We start from the raw sequence: 14,887 nt of genomic DNA on the forward strand, positions 1-14,887 counted from the left end.
GAGGTGCCCGAAAAAACGCCCGGCAATGCCGGGCGTTCTGCTGTCTGGGTTCAGCCGACTGAGTTCAGGCGACCGGGTCGGGCGGCGGTTCGTCCGGCAGGGTCGGCTCGCCCGGCTCGCGGGACGGGGTGGGTTCACCCGGCTCGCCGGGGTCGCCAGGCACGTGCTGGGCGAAGAAGGGCCAGGGCCGGGTGGCCGGGGATTCGTGTACGGCGATGGGCATGGCGAGGTTCTCCACGGGAGGGCTGTCCTTGTGGGACGTCACGCCGCCCGTGGGATTCCCGGTCATTCGTCGCCGGGGGCGTCGAAGGTCACGGTTAGGGAGGTGACCACCTGACGATCCGGCCCTTCCAGGCCGAAGTCCCCGGACTGCCCGTAGCCCAGCCAGAGGGTGCTGCCGCCACGCTGGCGCACGTCGGAGAACTCGTCACCATCGCCGTGCAACCCCTGTAGCAGGGTGACAGCGCGCTCCCGGTCCATGCCGAGGGCCAGTTGCTCGTCCACCACGAAGTCCCAGGTCGCCGCGCCGGCTGCCACCCGCTGCAGCCAGCCCAGGCCGAGTTCGTCGGTGAAGCGGTCGAGGCGCCAGCAGCGCACCTCGGCCAGGCGCCCGTCCTGGAACACCAGCAGCAGGCTGTTGCCGTAGAGCAGGCCCTGGCTGTTGCCGCTCATGGGCAGCCGGACAGTGGGCTCGCCCAGGGCCTGGACGAAGCGCTCCGGCGCGGCATCCGTGGGCAGGCCGAACACCTCGCGGCCACTGAGCACCGAGAGGGTCTGGGCTTGCGCCAGAGGCAGGAACAGCCACAGGGCAAGGCCAAGGGCGAACAGGCGTTTCATCGGCGGAACTCCCGGGGTGGTGGGTTCAAGGGGTGGCCAGGCTGGCCTCGTCCTCGGCGGCCAGGCGGTAGCCCTTGCCGTAGACGGTCTGGATCAGTTGCGGGCGGTTGGCGTTGACCTCTAGCTTGCGGCGCAGGCGCACGATCAGGGCGTCCACGGTACGGGCATCGACCTCTTCGTCGTCGTCCTGGCCCCGGCGCAGGCACTGCATGAGGTCCTGGCGGTTGACCGCGCTGCCACGGCGCTCGATGAGGCCGATCAGCAGGGCGAACTCGCCGGGGGTGAGTACCACGTCCTGGCCGGCGGCATCGCTGATGCGGCGGCGCAGCAGGTCGACGCGGAAGCGCCCGAGGCGCACGGAGAAGTCGGCCTCGCGCTCGCCCTGGCCACAGCGGCGCAGCAGGCTGCGCACCTGGGCGAGAAGAATGCGCAGGTTCAGCGGCTTGGTCAGGTAGCCGTCGGCGCCCGCCTCCAGGCCCACCACGCGGTCGTAGTCGCCGTCACGCACGGTGACCAGGATGATGCCGAGCTGCGGCTGGCTGCGGCGCAACTGGGCGGTGATGGTCAGACCGTCCAGGTCGGGCAGGCCGATGTCCAGCAGCACCAGGGACGGGCGCAGTTGCTGGACCCGCTCCAGGCAGGCCCGCCCGGAGTCGGTGGCATGCACCTCGAACCCGGCTTCGCGCAGGTACAGCACCAGCATCTCGCGGATTTCCGGCGCGTCTTCGACCACCAGCAGCTTGTCGACCATCCACAGCCCCTCTTCGTCAGGCGGCGGATTCTGGCGCATACCGAAGGCGCGTTGCCACCACCTGGGTCAAGGTATTGCGCGACCTGCTTCATGCTGCAGGCGTTCCTTGAGCAGCAGCAGGTGCCGCTCCAGGAGCGCCAGCAGCTCGGGCACCTGGTCCGGCCGCTCGGTGTGCTCGGCGGCCTGGGCCAGGCTGTCGAGCCCGAAGTTCAGGGTGCTGCCGCGCAGGCGATGGCACAGGGCGCTCAGCTCCAGGTGGGCCGCCTCGGAGCCCTCGGGCAGATGCACCAGGGCATCGCGCACGTCCTCCAGGGAAGCCACCAGGGTGGGCAGCAGGCGGTCGAACAAGGCAGGGCCGAGCCAGCCACGCAGTGCCTCCAGGCGTGCCTCGGAGAACGCCTCGGCCTGGACGGGCGCTGCCTCCACGGGCATGTCCCAGTCTTCCAGCACGGCCAGCAGGGCCTCGCGACGCAGGGGCTTGCCGAGCACGGCGTGCAAGCCGGCCTCGCGCCACTGGCGCGGGTCCAGGTCCCGCGCATTGGCGGTCAGGGCCACCAGCCTGGGCGGTGTCGCGCGGGCCTGCTGGAGGATCAGCCGGCTGGCGGTGAGGCCGTCGATGTCCGGCAGGCGCAGGTCCATCAGCACCAGGTCGAAGGTGCCCGTGGCGCAAGCCTCGACGCCTTCGCGGCCATCCCGGGCGGTGCTCACCTGGCAGCCCCAGCGCTCCAGCAGTTCGGCAGTCACCAGGCGGTTGACCTCCACGTCTTCCACCAGCAGCACCCGCAGCCCCTGCAACTGGGCGGCGGCCTCGCCTTCCTCCTTCGCTGCGGGGGCGTCGGCCGGCTGCCAGGGCAGCCAGAGGTCGATGCGCGTGCCCTGGCCGGGGGCGCTGTCCACGGCCAGCCGGGCCCCCATCAGCGCGGCGAGGCGGGCGCTGATGTAGAGCCCCAGGCCGATGCCGGGCTGGCCCGCCTCGGGGTCGCGGACGAAGGCGTCGAACAGGGTCGGCTGCAGTTCGTGGCGGATGCCGGGGCCGGTGTCGGCCACACGCAGGGCCAGGCCCTGGCTGCTGCGTTCGAGGATCACCAGCACCTGGCCCTGGTCGGTGAACTTGAGGGCGTTGCCCAGCAGGTTGTAGAGCACCTGGCGCAACGGCTGGGGGTGCCCCAGCACGTAGGCAGGCAGGTCGTCGGCGCAGCGGGTGAGCAGGCGCAGGCCGCGAGCCTCGGCCTGGGGCCGGAAGATGGCGGCGCACTCCGCCACCAGGCGCTCCGGGGAGAACACCTGGGCCGGGGGCAGTTCGAGCTTCTCGGCGCGGGACAGCAGCATCAGCCCGTCGAGCACGTCGGTGAGGCTCTGGGCGGCGACGCGCACCGTGTCCAGGCGGTGGCGCTGCTGCTCATCCAGCCCGTCGCCCTGCAGCAGGTGCAGGTGCCCCTGGATGGCCACCAGCGGGGTGCGCAGCTCGTGGCTGAGCATGGCCTGGCGCTCCAGGGACTGCTGGGCCTCGTGCAGGGCCTGGTCGCGGGCCACCGCGAGGGCCTGGGTGCGTTCCGCCACGCGGGCCTCCAGGGAGGCGTTGAGGCGCTGCAGGTCCCGGCTCAACTGCTTGCTGCGCTGGAGGGCGTCGATCACCCGGCTGCCCACCACCACGCCGTGGGAGAGCATGAAGAAGAGGATGCCCAGCGGGATCAGGTTCAGGGTCGGCACGCTGAGGGAGTAGAGCAGCAGGTCGTTGACGATGGTGACGTCCATCACCAGCATCCCGCCCAGTGCCACCAGGGCTCCGGGCCGCTGCCGCCGCACGGCCAGTACCAGGGCGCCGAGGAAGTACAGCTCGCAGAGCAGCAGCCAGATGGCGCAAGGGTCCCGCGTCAGGGTGAAGAAGGCGGGCGGCGAACCCAGTGTGACCAGGGCACCGAGCACGCCCACCGCGACCAGCACGCGCTGCACCGGCCGCGACAGCTCGTCGGGGAACAGGCGCAGCAGCAGCACGCCGTAGACCGGGGAGAACAGGTGCCCGGTGAGGTATTCGATGCGGTAGATCCACGCCGACGGCCATTGCAGGTAGTGGTCCAGCAGCTCGCCGCTGGACGCGGCGCGCAGCCCGGCCAGTACCAGCAGCACGGCGAACGGCAGGCCACCGAGCGCCCGCGCCGCGCTACGGTCCATCAGGGCCATGAACAGCGCCATCATCAGCGCGCCGCCCAGGGTCAGGAGGTACAGGGCACGCTGGCGGCTGGCATCCAGCAGGAGGCCGTCGAGGGTGCCGACGCGCACGGCCATGTCGATGCCGCCTTCGTGGTGGAAGTGGTTGGAGAGCTCGATCCGCACTGTCATCCGCCTGGCACCGACGGGCAGCGGCACGATGGCCGACTGCAGGCGCTGGACCTCGTGCTCGGCGTCCCCCGGTTGCCCGCGTTCGAAGGCCAGCTCGCCGTCGATCCAGACCCGCGCCGCGGACTTGAAGTCGTCGAAGTACAGCGCCAGGGGCTGGGGATAGTCCGGCAGCAGCAGGTCGCTGGTCAGTTCGATGCGCCCGAAGCCCACCTCGCCCCAGGGCTTCCGGGTGCCGTCCTTCCAGGTGAAGGGCAGCGGCACCTCCTGCTCCGCCCGTGACGGCTCCAGCCAGGTCAGCCGCCAGGTGCCGTCGAGCACATGCAGGGCGCCCGGTGCCGGGTCCCAGGCACGCAGGTCGTTCAGCGGCTCGGCCTGGACGGCCCAGGCCGGCAACCACAACGACAGGCAGAGGAACAGGTACGGGCGCAATCTGGACACGGTCACCTCAAGGGCAGGCTTGGCTCTGGGAAAGGCGCTGGCGGGGCGCCACTCACGAAAAAGCCGGGCAATGCCCGGCTTTTCCGACAGAAGGTGTGGGTCAGGCCTTCGGCAATGTCACGCCGACCTGGCCCTGGTACTTGCCGCCCCGGTCCTTGTAGGACACCTCGCAGGCCTCGTCCGATTGCAGGAAGAGCATCTGCGCCACGCCTTCGTTGGCATAGATCTTCGCCGGCAGGTTGGTGGTGTTGGAGAATTCCAGGGTCACGTGGCCTTCCCACTCCGGCTCCAGCGGGGTGACGTTGACGATGATGCCGCAGCGGGCATAGGTGCTCTTGCCCAGGCAGATGGTCAGCACGTCACGGGGGATGCGGAAGTACTCGACGGTACGGGCCAGGGCGAAGGAGTTCGGCGGGATGATGCAGACGTCGCTGTTGATGTCGACGAAGCTCTTCTCGTCGAAGTTCTTCGGGTCCACCACGGCCGAGTGGATGTTGGTGAAGACCTTGAACTCGGCGGCGCAACGCACGTCGTAGCCGTAGCTGGACACCCCGTAGGAGATCACCCGGCTGTCGTCTGCGCCGCGCACCTGGCGCTCGACGAAGGGCTCGATCATGCCGTGTTCCAGTGCCATGCGGCGAATCCACTTGTCCGATTTGATGCTCATGGCGGGCGTTCCTGTGAGGCGAAAATTGACCGCGAATCTTACCGGTCGCGCACGTTCCGGGCAAAGGGCAGCGCCGGGTTCCGTGGCCTGCCGCCCAACGGTCGCGCGAGGGGCTTGAAGCGCCCGGGCCGCCTGGGACACTGTGGCTCGCCCCTGTGGAGAAAGGACCCACCATGACCCTCTGGATCGTCATCCCCGGCCTGTGCGCGGCCGCCTTCGGCTTCACCCTGTGGAAACGCAGCCGCCGGGGTGCCCGGGAACGGGTGATCCGCGAGTTCCGGCCTTCGCCACGGCTGTTGAGCGAACTGCGCAAGCGCCACCCGCAACTGAGCCTGGAGGACTGCATGCTGGTCTGCTCCGGGCTGCGGCAGTTCTTCCTCTGCTACCTGAAGAGCGGCTTCGGCTATGTGTCCATGCCCTCCCAGGTGGTGGACGACCTGTGGCATGCGCTGATCCTCGATACCCGCGAATACCGGCGCTTCTGCCAGCGCGCCTTCGGCCGCTTCCTCCACCACCGCCCGGCCTGGGCGCTGTCCGGCCAGGCCCGCCAGGCCGACGCCGGGCTGCGGCGCTGCTGGTGGTACGCCTGCGAGCAGGAGCGCATCGACCCGCACACGCCAGGCCGCGTGCCGCTGCTGTTCGACCTGGACCGGCGCCTGGGCATTGCCGGCGGCTTCCTCTATGTGGCTGATTGCCGGGGCGTGCGCCGCGACGACCGGGGCGACTCGGGCAGCGGCGTCATCTACTGCGGTGGCGACTTCGTCGGCAGCGACAGCAGCTACGACTCCAGCGACTTCGGCGATGGCCGTGGCGTAAGCGACAGTTCATCGGACAGCGGCGACCGCTGGGGCGGGGACTCCGGCGGTGGCGGTGGCGACAGTGGCGGCGACAGTGGGGGTGGCTGTGGGGGCGGCGGGGATTGAGTGCCATGGCCATGCTCGACGCGCTCTTCCCCCTGCTCTACATCAGGCTCACCTCCCGCAGCCTCACCGGGCTGAACGTGAAATCCGGGAAGGCGCTGGAGGAACCGCCCCTGCTGGCTATCCGCCGGAGCTCCGACGGCAAGGTCGAAATCGTCGCCATGGGCCACGCCACCAGGCAACTGGAGGGTCAGCCCCAGGTATGCCTGGTCAACGGCTTCGAACACCCACGGTCACTGCTCAGCGACTTTCCCGTCGCCGAGCAGACCCTGCGCATGTTCGTTCGCCAGTTAGCCCCGAAAACCGTCTACAGCGCGGCACCGGTGCTGGTCCTGCACCCGCAGGAGCACCTGGAGGGTGGCCTGACCATGATCGAGACGCGCGGACTCCACGAGCTTTGCCGCAGCGCCGGTGCGCGCAAGGTGCACCTGTGGGTCGGCCGGGAGCTAACCCGCGAGGAACTGCTGGCTCGGCAGTTCCCCACGGAGGGCGGCACGCTGCTGGCGATCTAGCGGGCCCGGAGGCCCCAGGCGCGCAGCGGCGTCCTGGATCAGTCGTCGCTGATGGTGATGCTCGGCATCGCCGTGGCACCCAGGCCGGCCTGGGCGATACGCGCGCCGACGGTGCGGGCCATCTGCTGGTAGATCATGGCGATCTGGCTTTCGGGGTCGGCCACGGTGGTGGGCTTGCCGCCGTCGGACTGCATACGGATGGCCATGGACAGCGGCAGCGAGGCCAACAGGTCGACGCCGTACTGGGCCGCCAGCTTCTCGCCACCGCCTTCGCCGAACAGGTGCTCGGCATGGCCACAGTTGGAGCAGATGTGCACGGCCATGTTCTCCACCACGCCCAGCACCGGGATGTTGACCTTGCGGAACATCTCCACGCCCTTCTTGGCGTCCAGTAGGGCCAGGTCCTGCGGGGTGGTGACGATCACGCTGCCGGCCACCGGCACCTTCTGCGCCAGGGTCAACTGGATGTCGCCGGTGCCCGGGGGCATGTCCACCACCAGGTAGTCGAGGTCGTCCCAGGCGGTCTGGGTGATCAACTGGATCAGCGCACCGGAGACCATCGGCCCGCGCCACACCACCGGGGTGTTGTCGTCGGTGAGGAAGGCCATGGACATGACCTGCACGCCGTGGGCCTCCAGCGGCACGAAGAACTTCTGGTCGCGCACCTGCGGGCGGGTGCCCTCGGGGATGCCGAACATGATGCCCTGGCTGGGGCCGTAGATGTCCGCGTCGAGGATGCCGACGCGGGCACCTTCGCGGGCCAGGGCCAGGGCCAGGTTGGCGGCGGTGGTGGACTTGCCGACGCCGCCCTTGCCGGAGGCGACGGCGATGATGTTCTTCACGTTGGCCAGGGCCGGCACCTGCTCCTGGGCCTTGTGCGGCTGGATCACGCAGTCCAAGCGGACCTCGGCGCGGTCGACGCCGTCGAGGTTCTCCAGGGCCATCTGCAGGGTCTGCGCCCAGCCACTCCTGAACAGCCCGGCCGCGTAGCCCAGCTCCAGGCGCACGCTGACCTTGCCGCCCTGGATGTCGACATCACGCAGGCAACCCGCGCTGACCGGGTCCTGGTTGAGGTGGGGATCGGTGAACTGGCGCAGGGTCGCTTCGACCTGGGCGCGGGATACGGGGCTCATGGCGGGACTCCAGATAAAGACCGAGCAAAACTGGCGGGTATCCTACCCGAGCCCTCCCGCCACCGGGCCCTCCGGGCGTGAAAAAAAGCCGGCGACTCTTTATAGTTGCCGACTTCCCTTCGTTCCGTATCCGGTAGCCCAGCACCATGACCGAGCCCCGCAAGATCCTTGTGACAAGCGCCCTCCCCTATGCCAACGGTTCCATCCACCTGGGGCATATGGTCGAGTACATCCAGACCGATATCTGGGTGCGCTTCCAGAAGATGCGCGGCAACCAGGCCATCTACGTCTGCGCCGACGACGCCCACGGCTCGGCCATCATGCTGCGCGCCGAGAAGGAGGGCATCACCTCCGAGCAACTGATCGACAACGTGCGCGCCGAGCACACCACCGACTTCGCCGACTTCCTGGTGGACTTCGACAACTACCACTCCACCCACTCGCCGGAGAACCAGGCGCTGTCGAGCCTGATCTACACCCGCCTGCGCGACGCCGGCCACATCGCCACCCGCCCGGTGACCCAGTACTTCGACCCGGACAAGCAGATGTTCCTGGCCGACCGCTTCATCAAGGGCACCTGCCCGAAATGCGCGGCCGAGGACCAATACGGCGACAACTGCGAAGTGTGCGGCGCCACCTACGCCCCCACCGAGCTGAAGAACCCCAAGTCGGCCATCTCCGGCGCCACCCCAGTGCTCAAGGAGTCGCTGCACTACTTCTTCAAGCTGCCGGACTTCGACGCCATGCTGAAGCAGTGGACCCGCAGCGGCGCCCTGCAGGAGTCGGTGGCCAACAAGATCGCCGAATGGCTGGATGCCGGCCTGCAGGAGTGGGACATCAGCCGTGATGCGCCCTACTTCGGTTTCGAGATCCCCGACGCGCCGGGCAAGTACTTCTACGTCTGGCTGGATGCCCCCATCGGCTACATGGCCAGCTTCCAGAACCTCTGCGCGCGCCGCCCGGAGCTGGACTTCGACGCCTACTGGGCCAAGGACTCCAGCGCCGAGCTGTACCACTTCATCGGCAAGGACATCGTCAACTTCCACGCCCTGTTCTGGCCCGCCATGCTCGAAGGCGCCGGCTTCCGCAAGCCCACCGCGCTGAATGTGCACGGCTACCTGACCGTCAACGGCCAGAAGATGTCCAAGTCCCGCGGCACCTTCATCAAGGCCCGCACCTACCTGGACCACCTGGACCCGGAATACCTGCGCTACTACTACGCCTCCAAGCTCAGCCGCAGCGTCGACGACCTCGACCTGAACCTGGAGGACTTCGTGCAGAAGGTGAACTCCGATCTGGTGGGCAAGGTGGTCAACATCGCCAGCCGCTGCGCCGGTTTCATCCACAAGGGCAACGGCGGCCGCCTGGTGGCCGAGAATGCCGCGCCGGAGCTGTTCGCCGAATTCGCCAGCGCCGCGCCGAGCATCGCCGAGGCCTATGAGAACCGCGACTTCGCCCGGGCCATGCGCGAGATCATGGCGCTGGCCGACCGCGCCAACGCCTGGATCGCCGACAAGGCGCCCTGGGCCCTGAACAAGCAGGACGGCAAGCAGGCCGAGGTGCAGGCCATCTGCGCCGCCGGCGTGAACCTGTTCCGCCAGCTGGTGATCTTCCTCAAGCCGGTGCTGCCGAACCTGGCCGCCGCCGCCGAGCAGTTCCTCAACGTCGCCCCGCTGAGCTGGAACGACCATCAGGTGCTGCTGGCCGACCACGACCTGAACCCCTTCAACCCGCTGATGACCCGGATCGACCCCGTGAAGATCGACGCCATGATCGCTGCCTCCAAGGAAGACCTCGCCGCCCAGAACGCCACCCCGGCCCCCGCCGGCAACGGCGAACTGACCAAGGAGCCGCTGGCCCCGGAAATCGCCTTCGACGCCTTCGCCGCCGTGGACCTGCGCATCGCCCTGATCGAGAAGGCCGAGTTCGTCGAGGGTGCCGACAAGCTGCTGCGCCTGACCCTGGACATCGGCGATGCCAAGCGCAACGTGTTCTCCGGCATCAAGAGCGCCTACCCGGACCCGAGCAAGCTGGAAGGCCGCCTGACCCTGTACGTGGCCAACCTGGCCGCGCGCAAGATGAAGTTCGGCGTCTCCGAAGGCATGGTCCTGGCCGCCGGCCCCGGCGGCGAGGAAATCTACCTGCTCAGCCCCGACAGCGGCGCCAAGCCGGGCCAGCGCGTCAAGTAAGCCGCGCCGCCCTCGCGAAGCGCCTGCCCGGTCACCGGCCAGGCGCTTCGTCGTTTCAGCCCCCACGAACACCCTGCAAGGAACGCCCATGATCAAGCACTGGAGCCTCCCCTTCCTGCTGGCCCTCATCGCCCTGGCCGGCTGCTCCCCGTCGGACCGCGAGGCGAGCGGCGGTGCCGCCCTCCAGGGCGAAGCCTCCAAGCCCGGCGCCTTCCTCGCCTACGAGCACCAGGTGTCGATCCACCTCGCCGCCGAGGCCGTTGCCCCGCGCCTGGCCGCCACCCGCGAAGCCTGCAACGACGGCCGCTTCGGCAACTGCGAGCTGCTGGCCATCGAGCAGAACCAGGGCGGCTACCGCGCCGGCCAACTGGTGCTGCGCATCGTGCCCGAAGGCGTGGAGAAGATCGTGGCCCTGGCCGCCGAGGGTGGCGAGCTGCAAAGCCGCACCACCCGCGCCGAAGACCTGGCCCAGGCGGTGGGCGACAACGCCCGCACCCGCGAGCGCCTGGAGCGCCAGTACAAGACCCTGCAAGCCTTCCAGGCGCGCAAGGACCTGGCCGTCGCCGACCTGCTGGCCCTGGCCCGCGAGATGGCCGAGCTGGAAGTGCAACTGGCCGCCAATGCCCAGGAGTCCGCCCAGCAGCAGCGGCGCATCGCCACCAACCTGCTGACCCTGGACTTCACCACCGACCAGCAGCGCCCGAGCCGCCTGTCGCGCATCGGCGAGGCTGCCGCCGGCCTGCTGGACAACGCCACCGAAGGCACCGCCCAGGCCCTGGAGATGCTCGGCTACGGCATTCCCTTCGTGGTCATCCTCTTCCCCCTGGCGCTGCTGGTGCGCGGGCTGTGGCGCCGCGCCACGGGCCGCAACAAGGCCGCTGCCCGGGGTTGAACGCGCCTACGGCCAGGGTCGCCCCGGCAGCCCTGTACCCGCCCGGCGCCATCCCGGATAATACGCGGCCCTTTGTGAACGATCCGGCCCGTCCCGAATCCATGACCGATCTCCTCATCGCGCTGCTGGGCGCCGCCCTGGTCAACAACCTGCTGCTGGCACAGGCAGCGGATGGCGACGCCCAGCCCCGTCTGCAGGCCCTGGCCCGTGCCGGCGGCCTGATGCTGGCCCTGGGGCTCCCCCTGGCCTGGCTGCTTGACCGCCTTCTGCTGGCGCCCCTGCCCCTCGACCACTTGCGCCCGCTGGTGCTGCTGCCCCTGCTGGCGCCCCTGGCCTGGGCCGCGCTGGCGCTGCTCAAGCACCTGCCCGGCACCGCCGACGTACCGGCCGGCCTGTTCCCGCTGCTGCTGGGCAATGGCGCGGTACTCGGTGGCCTGTACCTGGCCGCCAGCAGCGGTTTCGTCCACGCGCTGGGCCTCGGCCTGGCAGGCGGCTTCGGCTTCTGGCTGGCACTGGGGCTGTTCGCCGACCTGATGCAACGGGTCGAGGCCGCCGATGTACCCGCGCCCCTGCGCGGCACGCCGATCACCCTGCTCTGCGCCGGCCTCATGGGCGTCGCGCTGATGGGCTTCAACGGCCTGGTGGCACCGTGAGCCAGGCCCTCGTCCAGCGCATCGACGCCCTGCTGCCGCAGACCCAGTGCGGCAAGTGCGGCCACCCCGGCTGCCGCCCCTACGCCGAAGGCATCGCCCAGGGCGAAGCCATCAACAAATGCCCGCCCGGCGGCCAGGTGACCATCATCGCCCTGGCCGACCTGCTGCAGGTGCCGGTCCTGCCGCTGGAAGCGCCCACTGGCCCGGTCCCGCCGCAGATCGCCTTCATCCGCGAGGCCGAGTGCATCGGCTGCACCAAGTGCATCCAGGCCTGCCCGACCGACGCCATCGTCGGCGCCGCGCGGCAGATGCACACGGTGATCCGCGACGAGTGCACCGGCTGCGAGCTGTGCGTCGCCCCTTGCCCGGTGGACTGCATCGACATCCTGCCCCTGTCCGAGCCGGATGCCAGCGCCCAGCGCGAGCGGGCCGACCAGTTCCGCCAGCGCTTCGAGCAGCGCAACGCCCGCCTGGCCCGTGACGAAGCCCGTCGCCAGGCCGAGCGCGAGGCCCGTGCACAGCGCCAGGCCCACGCCCAGGAAAAGGCCCGCAGCGAAGCCGCTGCCAGCATCGACCCGGTGCAGGCCGCCATCGAACGGGTCAAGGCCCAGAAGGCCGCCGCCGGCACCCTCAGCGACGAACAGAAACGCCTCAAGGTGGAAGCGGCCATGGCCCGTGTGGCGCTGTCCCGGGCGGAAAAGCAGTACGACCTTTATGGCACCTCCGACCTCGCCGCTCAGGTGACCGAACTGCGGGCCGCCAGCGAGCGCGCCGAGGCCGCCCTGGCCCGGGCCAACGCCATGCCGCCCCCGGTCACGGACGAGGCCACGCTGAAGAAGGCCAAGATCGAAGCCGCCATGAGCCGCGCCCAATTGGCCAAGGCGCGCAAGGCCTATGGCGCCGAACCGGATGCCGCGCAGCAGGCCCAATTGGACGCCCTGCAACAGGCGGTGGACGCTGCCGAAGCCAACCTGGCGCGCCTGCAGAGCGCCCAGCCAGACACCCCACCGGCTCCAGGCGAGGCTGCACTCAAACAGGCCAAGGTCGCCCTGGTGACCCGTCGAGGTGCCTTGCGCAGCGCCGAGGCCCGTGGCGCGGACGAGGCCGAGCTGGCGCCGCTGCGCCAGGCCCTGGCCGACGCCGAGGCCGCCCTGCACGCTGCCGAGGATGCCTGCGGCAAGGCGCCACCCGAGCTGCAGCGCATCGACAAGCGCCCGGTGGACCCGGCCCTGCGCGCGCTGAAGACCGAGCAAGCCATGGCGCGTGCCGAGGTCAGCCGCCTGGAGCGCCGCCAACCCCGCGACGAGGCTGCCATCGGCCGCGCCCAGGCCCGACTGGCCGAAGCCGAGCGCCGCCTCGGCGAACACCCCGAGGCCTGACCCCGCCATGGCTAGCGCCCCCGGTTTCGACCCGCGCCCGGCCATGAGCCTGGTGCTGCTGGCGTGCCTGCCGGGCCTGCTGGTCCAGCTCTGGCACTACGGGTTCGGCACGTTGCTGCAACTGGCCCTGGCGATCCCCTGCGCCCTGGCCTGCGAGGCGCTGGTGCGGCGCCTGCGCGGGCAGCATGTCGCCCCGGACGAGGCCCTGTTCGGCCGCCCCTGGCTGGCCGAGGGCAGCGCCCTGGTGACGGCCACCCTGCTGGCACTGGCCCTGCCGCCCTATTGCCCTGCCTGGCTGACCCTGCTGGCCTGCGCGGCGGCCATTCTGCTGGGCAAGTCGGTCTTCGGTGGCTTCGGCCGCAACCCCTTCAACCCCGCCATGCTCGGCTTCGCCCTGGCGCTGCTGGCCTTCCCGGTGCAGATGGCCCAATGGCCCGTCGCTGGCCAGCCCCACGGCCTGCTGGCCGCACTGCAGCAGGTGCTGGGCCTGGGCAGCGGCCTGGTGGACGGCTGGAGCCAGGCCACGGTGCTGGACAGCCTGCGCCACAACGACCGCCTGACCATCGACGAACTGTTCGCCCGCAACGCCGCCTTCGGCCATGTCGGCGGGCGCGGTGCGGAATGGGTCAACCTGGCTTTCCTCGTTGGCGGCCTGTGGTTGCTGCAACGCCGGGTGATCCGCTGGCACGCCCCGGTGGGGCTGATCGCCGGGCTGTTCGTCGCCAGCCTGCTGGGCTGGAACGGCAGCGGCTCGGACTCCAACGGCTCGCCGCTGCTGCACCTGTTCTCCGGCGCCACCATGCTCGGCGCCTTCTTCATCGTCACCGAGCCGGTCTCCTGCCCCAGTGCCGACCGGGCACGGCTGGCATTCGGCCTGGGCGTTGGCGTGCTGGTCTACGTGATCCGCACCTGGGGCGGCTATGCCGACGGCATGGCATTCGCCGTGCTGCTGATGAACCTGGCGGTGCCGGCGCTGGAGCGCTGGGCCCAGCGCGCGAGGCCCGCCCCGTGAACGGGCGCAGCCTGGCGTACCTGCTGGCTGCCGCCGCCCTGGCGGCAGGCCTGCTCACGGCGCTGCACGGCGCGCTCGCCCCTCGCCAACAGGCGGCCGCCGAGGCCTCCGCCGAGCGTGCCCTGCTCGACCTGCTGCCCGCCGGCAGCTATGACAACCACCCTCTGCAGGACGCCGTACCCCTGACCGGGGCTGACGACCTGGGCAGCCCCTCACCGGCCACCGCCTGGCGCGCGCGCCAGGGCGAGCGCCTGGTGGCCGTGCTGCTGCCGGTGCGGGCGCGGGGCTATGAAGGGCCCATCGACCTATTGCTGGCCATCGCGCCGGATGGCCGGCTGCTGCACAGCAAGGTTCTGGCGCACCGGGAAACACCGGGCATCGGTGATCGTATCGAAGCGTCCCGAAGCCCCTGGCTGGGTCACCTCGCCGGCCGGCGCCTGGCGGAGCAGCCAGGGGAATGGCGGGTCCGCGCGGATGGTGGCGATGTCGACCAGATCGCCGGCGCCACCATCACCTCCCGCGCCGTGGTGGCGGGCATCCAGGCCGGCCTGCGCTACTTCGACGCCCACCGCGACGCCTTGCTGGGGGCCACACCATGAGCACGCCTGCACGCTCCGCGGCCCTGCTCGGCCTGGCACCGCTGCTGGGGGCCAGCGACCTGCTGGTGAAAGCCCTGGGCCTGGCCCTGGTTGCCCTTCCGCTGCTGGCGGGGATCGGAGCCCTGTTGCCGTGGCTGCATCGCCACCTGGCAGGCCGGGCCTTCTGGCTCGGGACGCTGATGCTGGCGGGATGCGGCGTGGCGCTGGCCGACCAGCTCCTGCGGGCCTTCGCCTACGACCTGCACCAGGCTCTGGGCCCCTGGCTGTGGCTACTGGCGCTGCCGTGCCTGCACCTGGCGCTGGAGGCCCCGGGCCGGGCCAGCGATGGCCTCATGGCAGGCCTGGCGTTCGGCCTGCTGGCCCTGCTGCTCGGCGTGCTGCGCGAAGGCATCGGCCATGCCAGCCTGCTGGCCCATGGCGACTGGTTGGGACTGGGGGCGCTGAGCCTCACGTTCGCCAGCCATGGCGTCCCGCTCTTCGCCTCGGCGCCGGGAGGGCTTATCCTGCTCGCCCTGCTGTGGGTGCCGCTGCGTCGCGCCTTGCCCTGAGCGCGGTTCGTGCCCCA

The 14,887-nt window shown here is 70.3% G+C and carries 15 protein-coding genes; 9 read left to right on the forward strand and 6 right to left on the reverse strand.

The features are described 5' to 3' along the window. Window positions 1-64: 64 nt before the first annotated feature. The 5 genes from A9G05_RS27645 to dcd all read right to left on the reverse strand — a co-directional run bounded on the left by A9G05_RS27645 (window position 65) and on the right by dcd (window position 5,033). Window positions 65-238 carry a hypothetical protein gene (locus A9G05_RS27645; protein ID WP_165670323.1) on the reverse strand — a complete coding sequence of 58 codons (174 nt, stop codon included), beginning with the start codon at window positions 236-238 and terminating at the stop codon, window positions 65-67. Between the two features lie 47 nt (window positions 239-285). After that, window positions 286-837: a hypothetical protein gene (locus A9G05_RS12470; RefSeq protein WP_256548382.1), complete on the reverse strand. Its 552-nt coding sequence runs from the start codon at window positions 835-837 to the stop codon at window positions 286-288. Window positions 838-862: 25 nt separating this feature from the next. Next, window positions 863-1,627, reverse strand: a complete 765-nt coding sequence (locus A9G05_RS12475) for a response regulator transcription factor (protein ID WP_083265697.1) — start codon at window positions 1,625-1,627, stop codon at window positions 863-865. 27 nt (window positions 1,628-1,654) lie between these two features. Then, the gene (locus A9G05_RS12480) at window positions 1,655-4,366 is read right to left on the reverse strand and encodes an ATP-binding protein (RefSeq protein WP_139131143.1); all 2,712 of its coding nucleotides are present in this window, start codon (window positions 4,364-4,366) and stop codon (window positions 1,655-1,657) included. A gap of 100 nt (window positions 4,367-4,466) precedes the next feature. After that, window positions 4,467-5,033: a dCTP deaminase gene (gene dcd, locus A9G05_RS12485; protein ID WP_044413278.1), complete on the reverse strand. Its 567-nt coding sequence runs from the start codon at window positions 5,031-5,033 to the stop codon at window positions 4,467-4,469. A gap of 173 nt (window positions 5,034-5,206) precedes the next feature. Here dcd and A9G05_RS12490 point away from each other — a divergent pair, with 173 nt between their 5' ends. Then, on the forward strand, window positions 5,207-5,956 hold the full coding sequence (locus tag A9G05_RS12490; RefSeq protein ID WP_069561292.1) for a hypothetical protein: 750 nt from the start codon (window positions 5,207-5,209) through the stop codon (window positions 5,954-5,956). Between the two features lie 5 nt (window positions 5,957-5,961). After that, window positions 5,962-6,465 (forward strand): rod shape-determining protein, encoded by a 504-nt coding sequence (locus A9G05_RS12495; protein WP_083265698.1) that lies wholly within the window; start codon window positions 5,962-5,964, stop codon window positions 6,463-6,465. Window positions 6,466-6,503: 38 nt separating this feature from the next. On the opposite strand, the gene apbC is transcribed toward A9G05_RS12495, so the two are convergent. Continuing rightward, complete coding sequence (gene apbC / locus A9G05_RS12500; RefSeq protein WP_069561293.1) at window positions 6,504-7,598, reverse strand: iron-sulfur cluster carrier protein ApbC; 1,095 nt, start codon at window positions 7,596-7,598, stop codon at window positions 6,504-6,506. Window positions 7,599-7,744: 146 nt separating this feature from the next. On the opposite strand from apbC, the gene metG reads away from it, so the two are divergent. From metG to A9G05_RS12535, 7 genes are all read left to right on the forward strand, one after another. Next, window positions 7,745-9,787: a methionine--tRNA ligase gene (metG, locus tag A9G05_RS12505; protein WP_069561294.1), complete on the forward strand. Its 2,043-nt coding sequence runs from the start codon at window positions 7,745-7,747 to the stop codon at window positions 9,785-9,787. Window positions 9,788-9,878: 91 nt separating this feature from the next. Beyond that, window positions 9,879-10,679: a DUF4349 domain-containing protein gene (locus tag A9G05_RS12510; protein WP_371850560.1), complete on the forward strand. Its 801-nt coding sequence runs from the start codon at window positions 9,879-9,881 to the stop codon at window positions 10,677-10,679. 101 nt (window positions 10,680-10,780) lie between these two features. Continuing rightward, window positions 10,781-11,332, forward strand: coding sequence for an Rnf-Nqr domain containing protein (locus tag A9G05_RS12515; RefSeq protein ID WP_069561296.1), 552 nt, complete (start codon window positions 10,781-10,783; stop codon window positions 11,330-11,332). After that, the gene (gene rsxB, locus A9G05_RS12520; RefSeq protein WP_069561297.1) at window positions 11,329-12,711 is read left to right on the forward strand and encodes an electron transport complex subunit RsxB; all 1,383 of its coding nucleotides are present in this window, start codon (window positions 11,329-11,331) and stop codon (window positions 12,709-12,711) included. Before A9G05_RS12515 ends, rsxB begins: the two co-directional genes overlap by 4 nt. 7 nt (window positions 12,712-12,718) lie before the next feature. After that, window positions 12,719-13,723, forward strand: coding sequence for an RnfABCDGE type electron transport complex subunit D (locus A9G05_RS12525; RefSeq protein ID WP_069561298.1), 1,005 nt, complete (start codon window positions 12,719-12,721; stop codon window positions 13,721-13,723). Continuing rightward, window positions 13,720-14,322: an RnfABCDGE type electron transport complex subunit G gene (locus A9G05_RS12530; RefSeq protein WP_069561299.1), complete on the forward strand. Its 603-nt coding sequence runs from the start codon at window positions 13,720-13,722 to the stop codon at window positions 14,320-14,322. The genes A9G05_RS12525 and A9G05_RS12530 overlap by 4 nt, the downstream gene beginning before the upstream one ends. Beyond that, window positions 14,319-14,870 carry an Rnf-Nqr domain containing protein gene (locus tag A9G05_RS12535; protein WP_069561300.1) on the forward strand — a complete coding sequence of 184 codons (552 nt, stop codon included), beginning with the start codon at window positions 14,319-14,321 and terminating at the stop codon, window positions 14,868-14,870. The genes A9G05_RS12530 and A9G05_RS12535 overlap by 4 nt, the downstream gene beginning before the upstream one ends. Window positions 14,871-14,887: the final 17 nt, after the last annotated feature.

This window comes from Pseudomonas sp. ENNP23, assembly GCF_001728945.1.
GTDB lineage: Bacteria > Pseudomonadota > Gammaproteobacteria > Pseudomonadales > Pseudomonadaceae > Metapseudomonas > Metapseudomonas otitidis.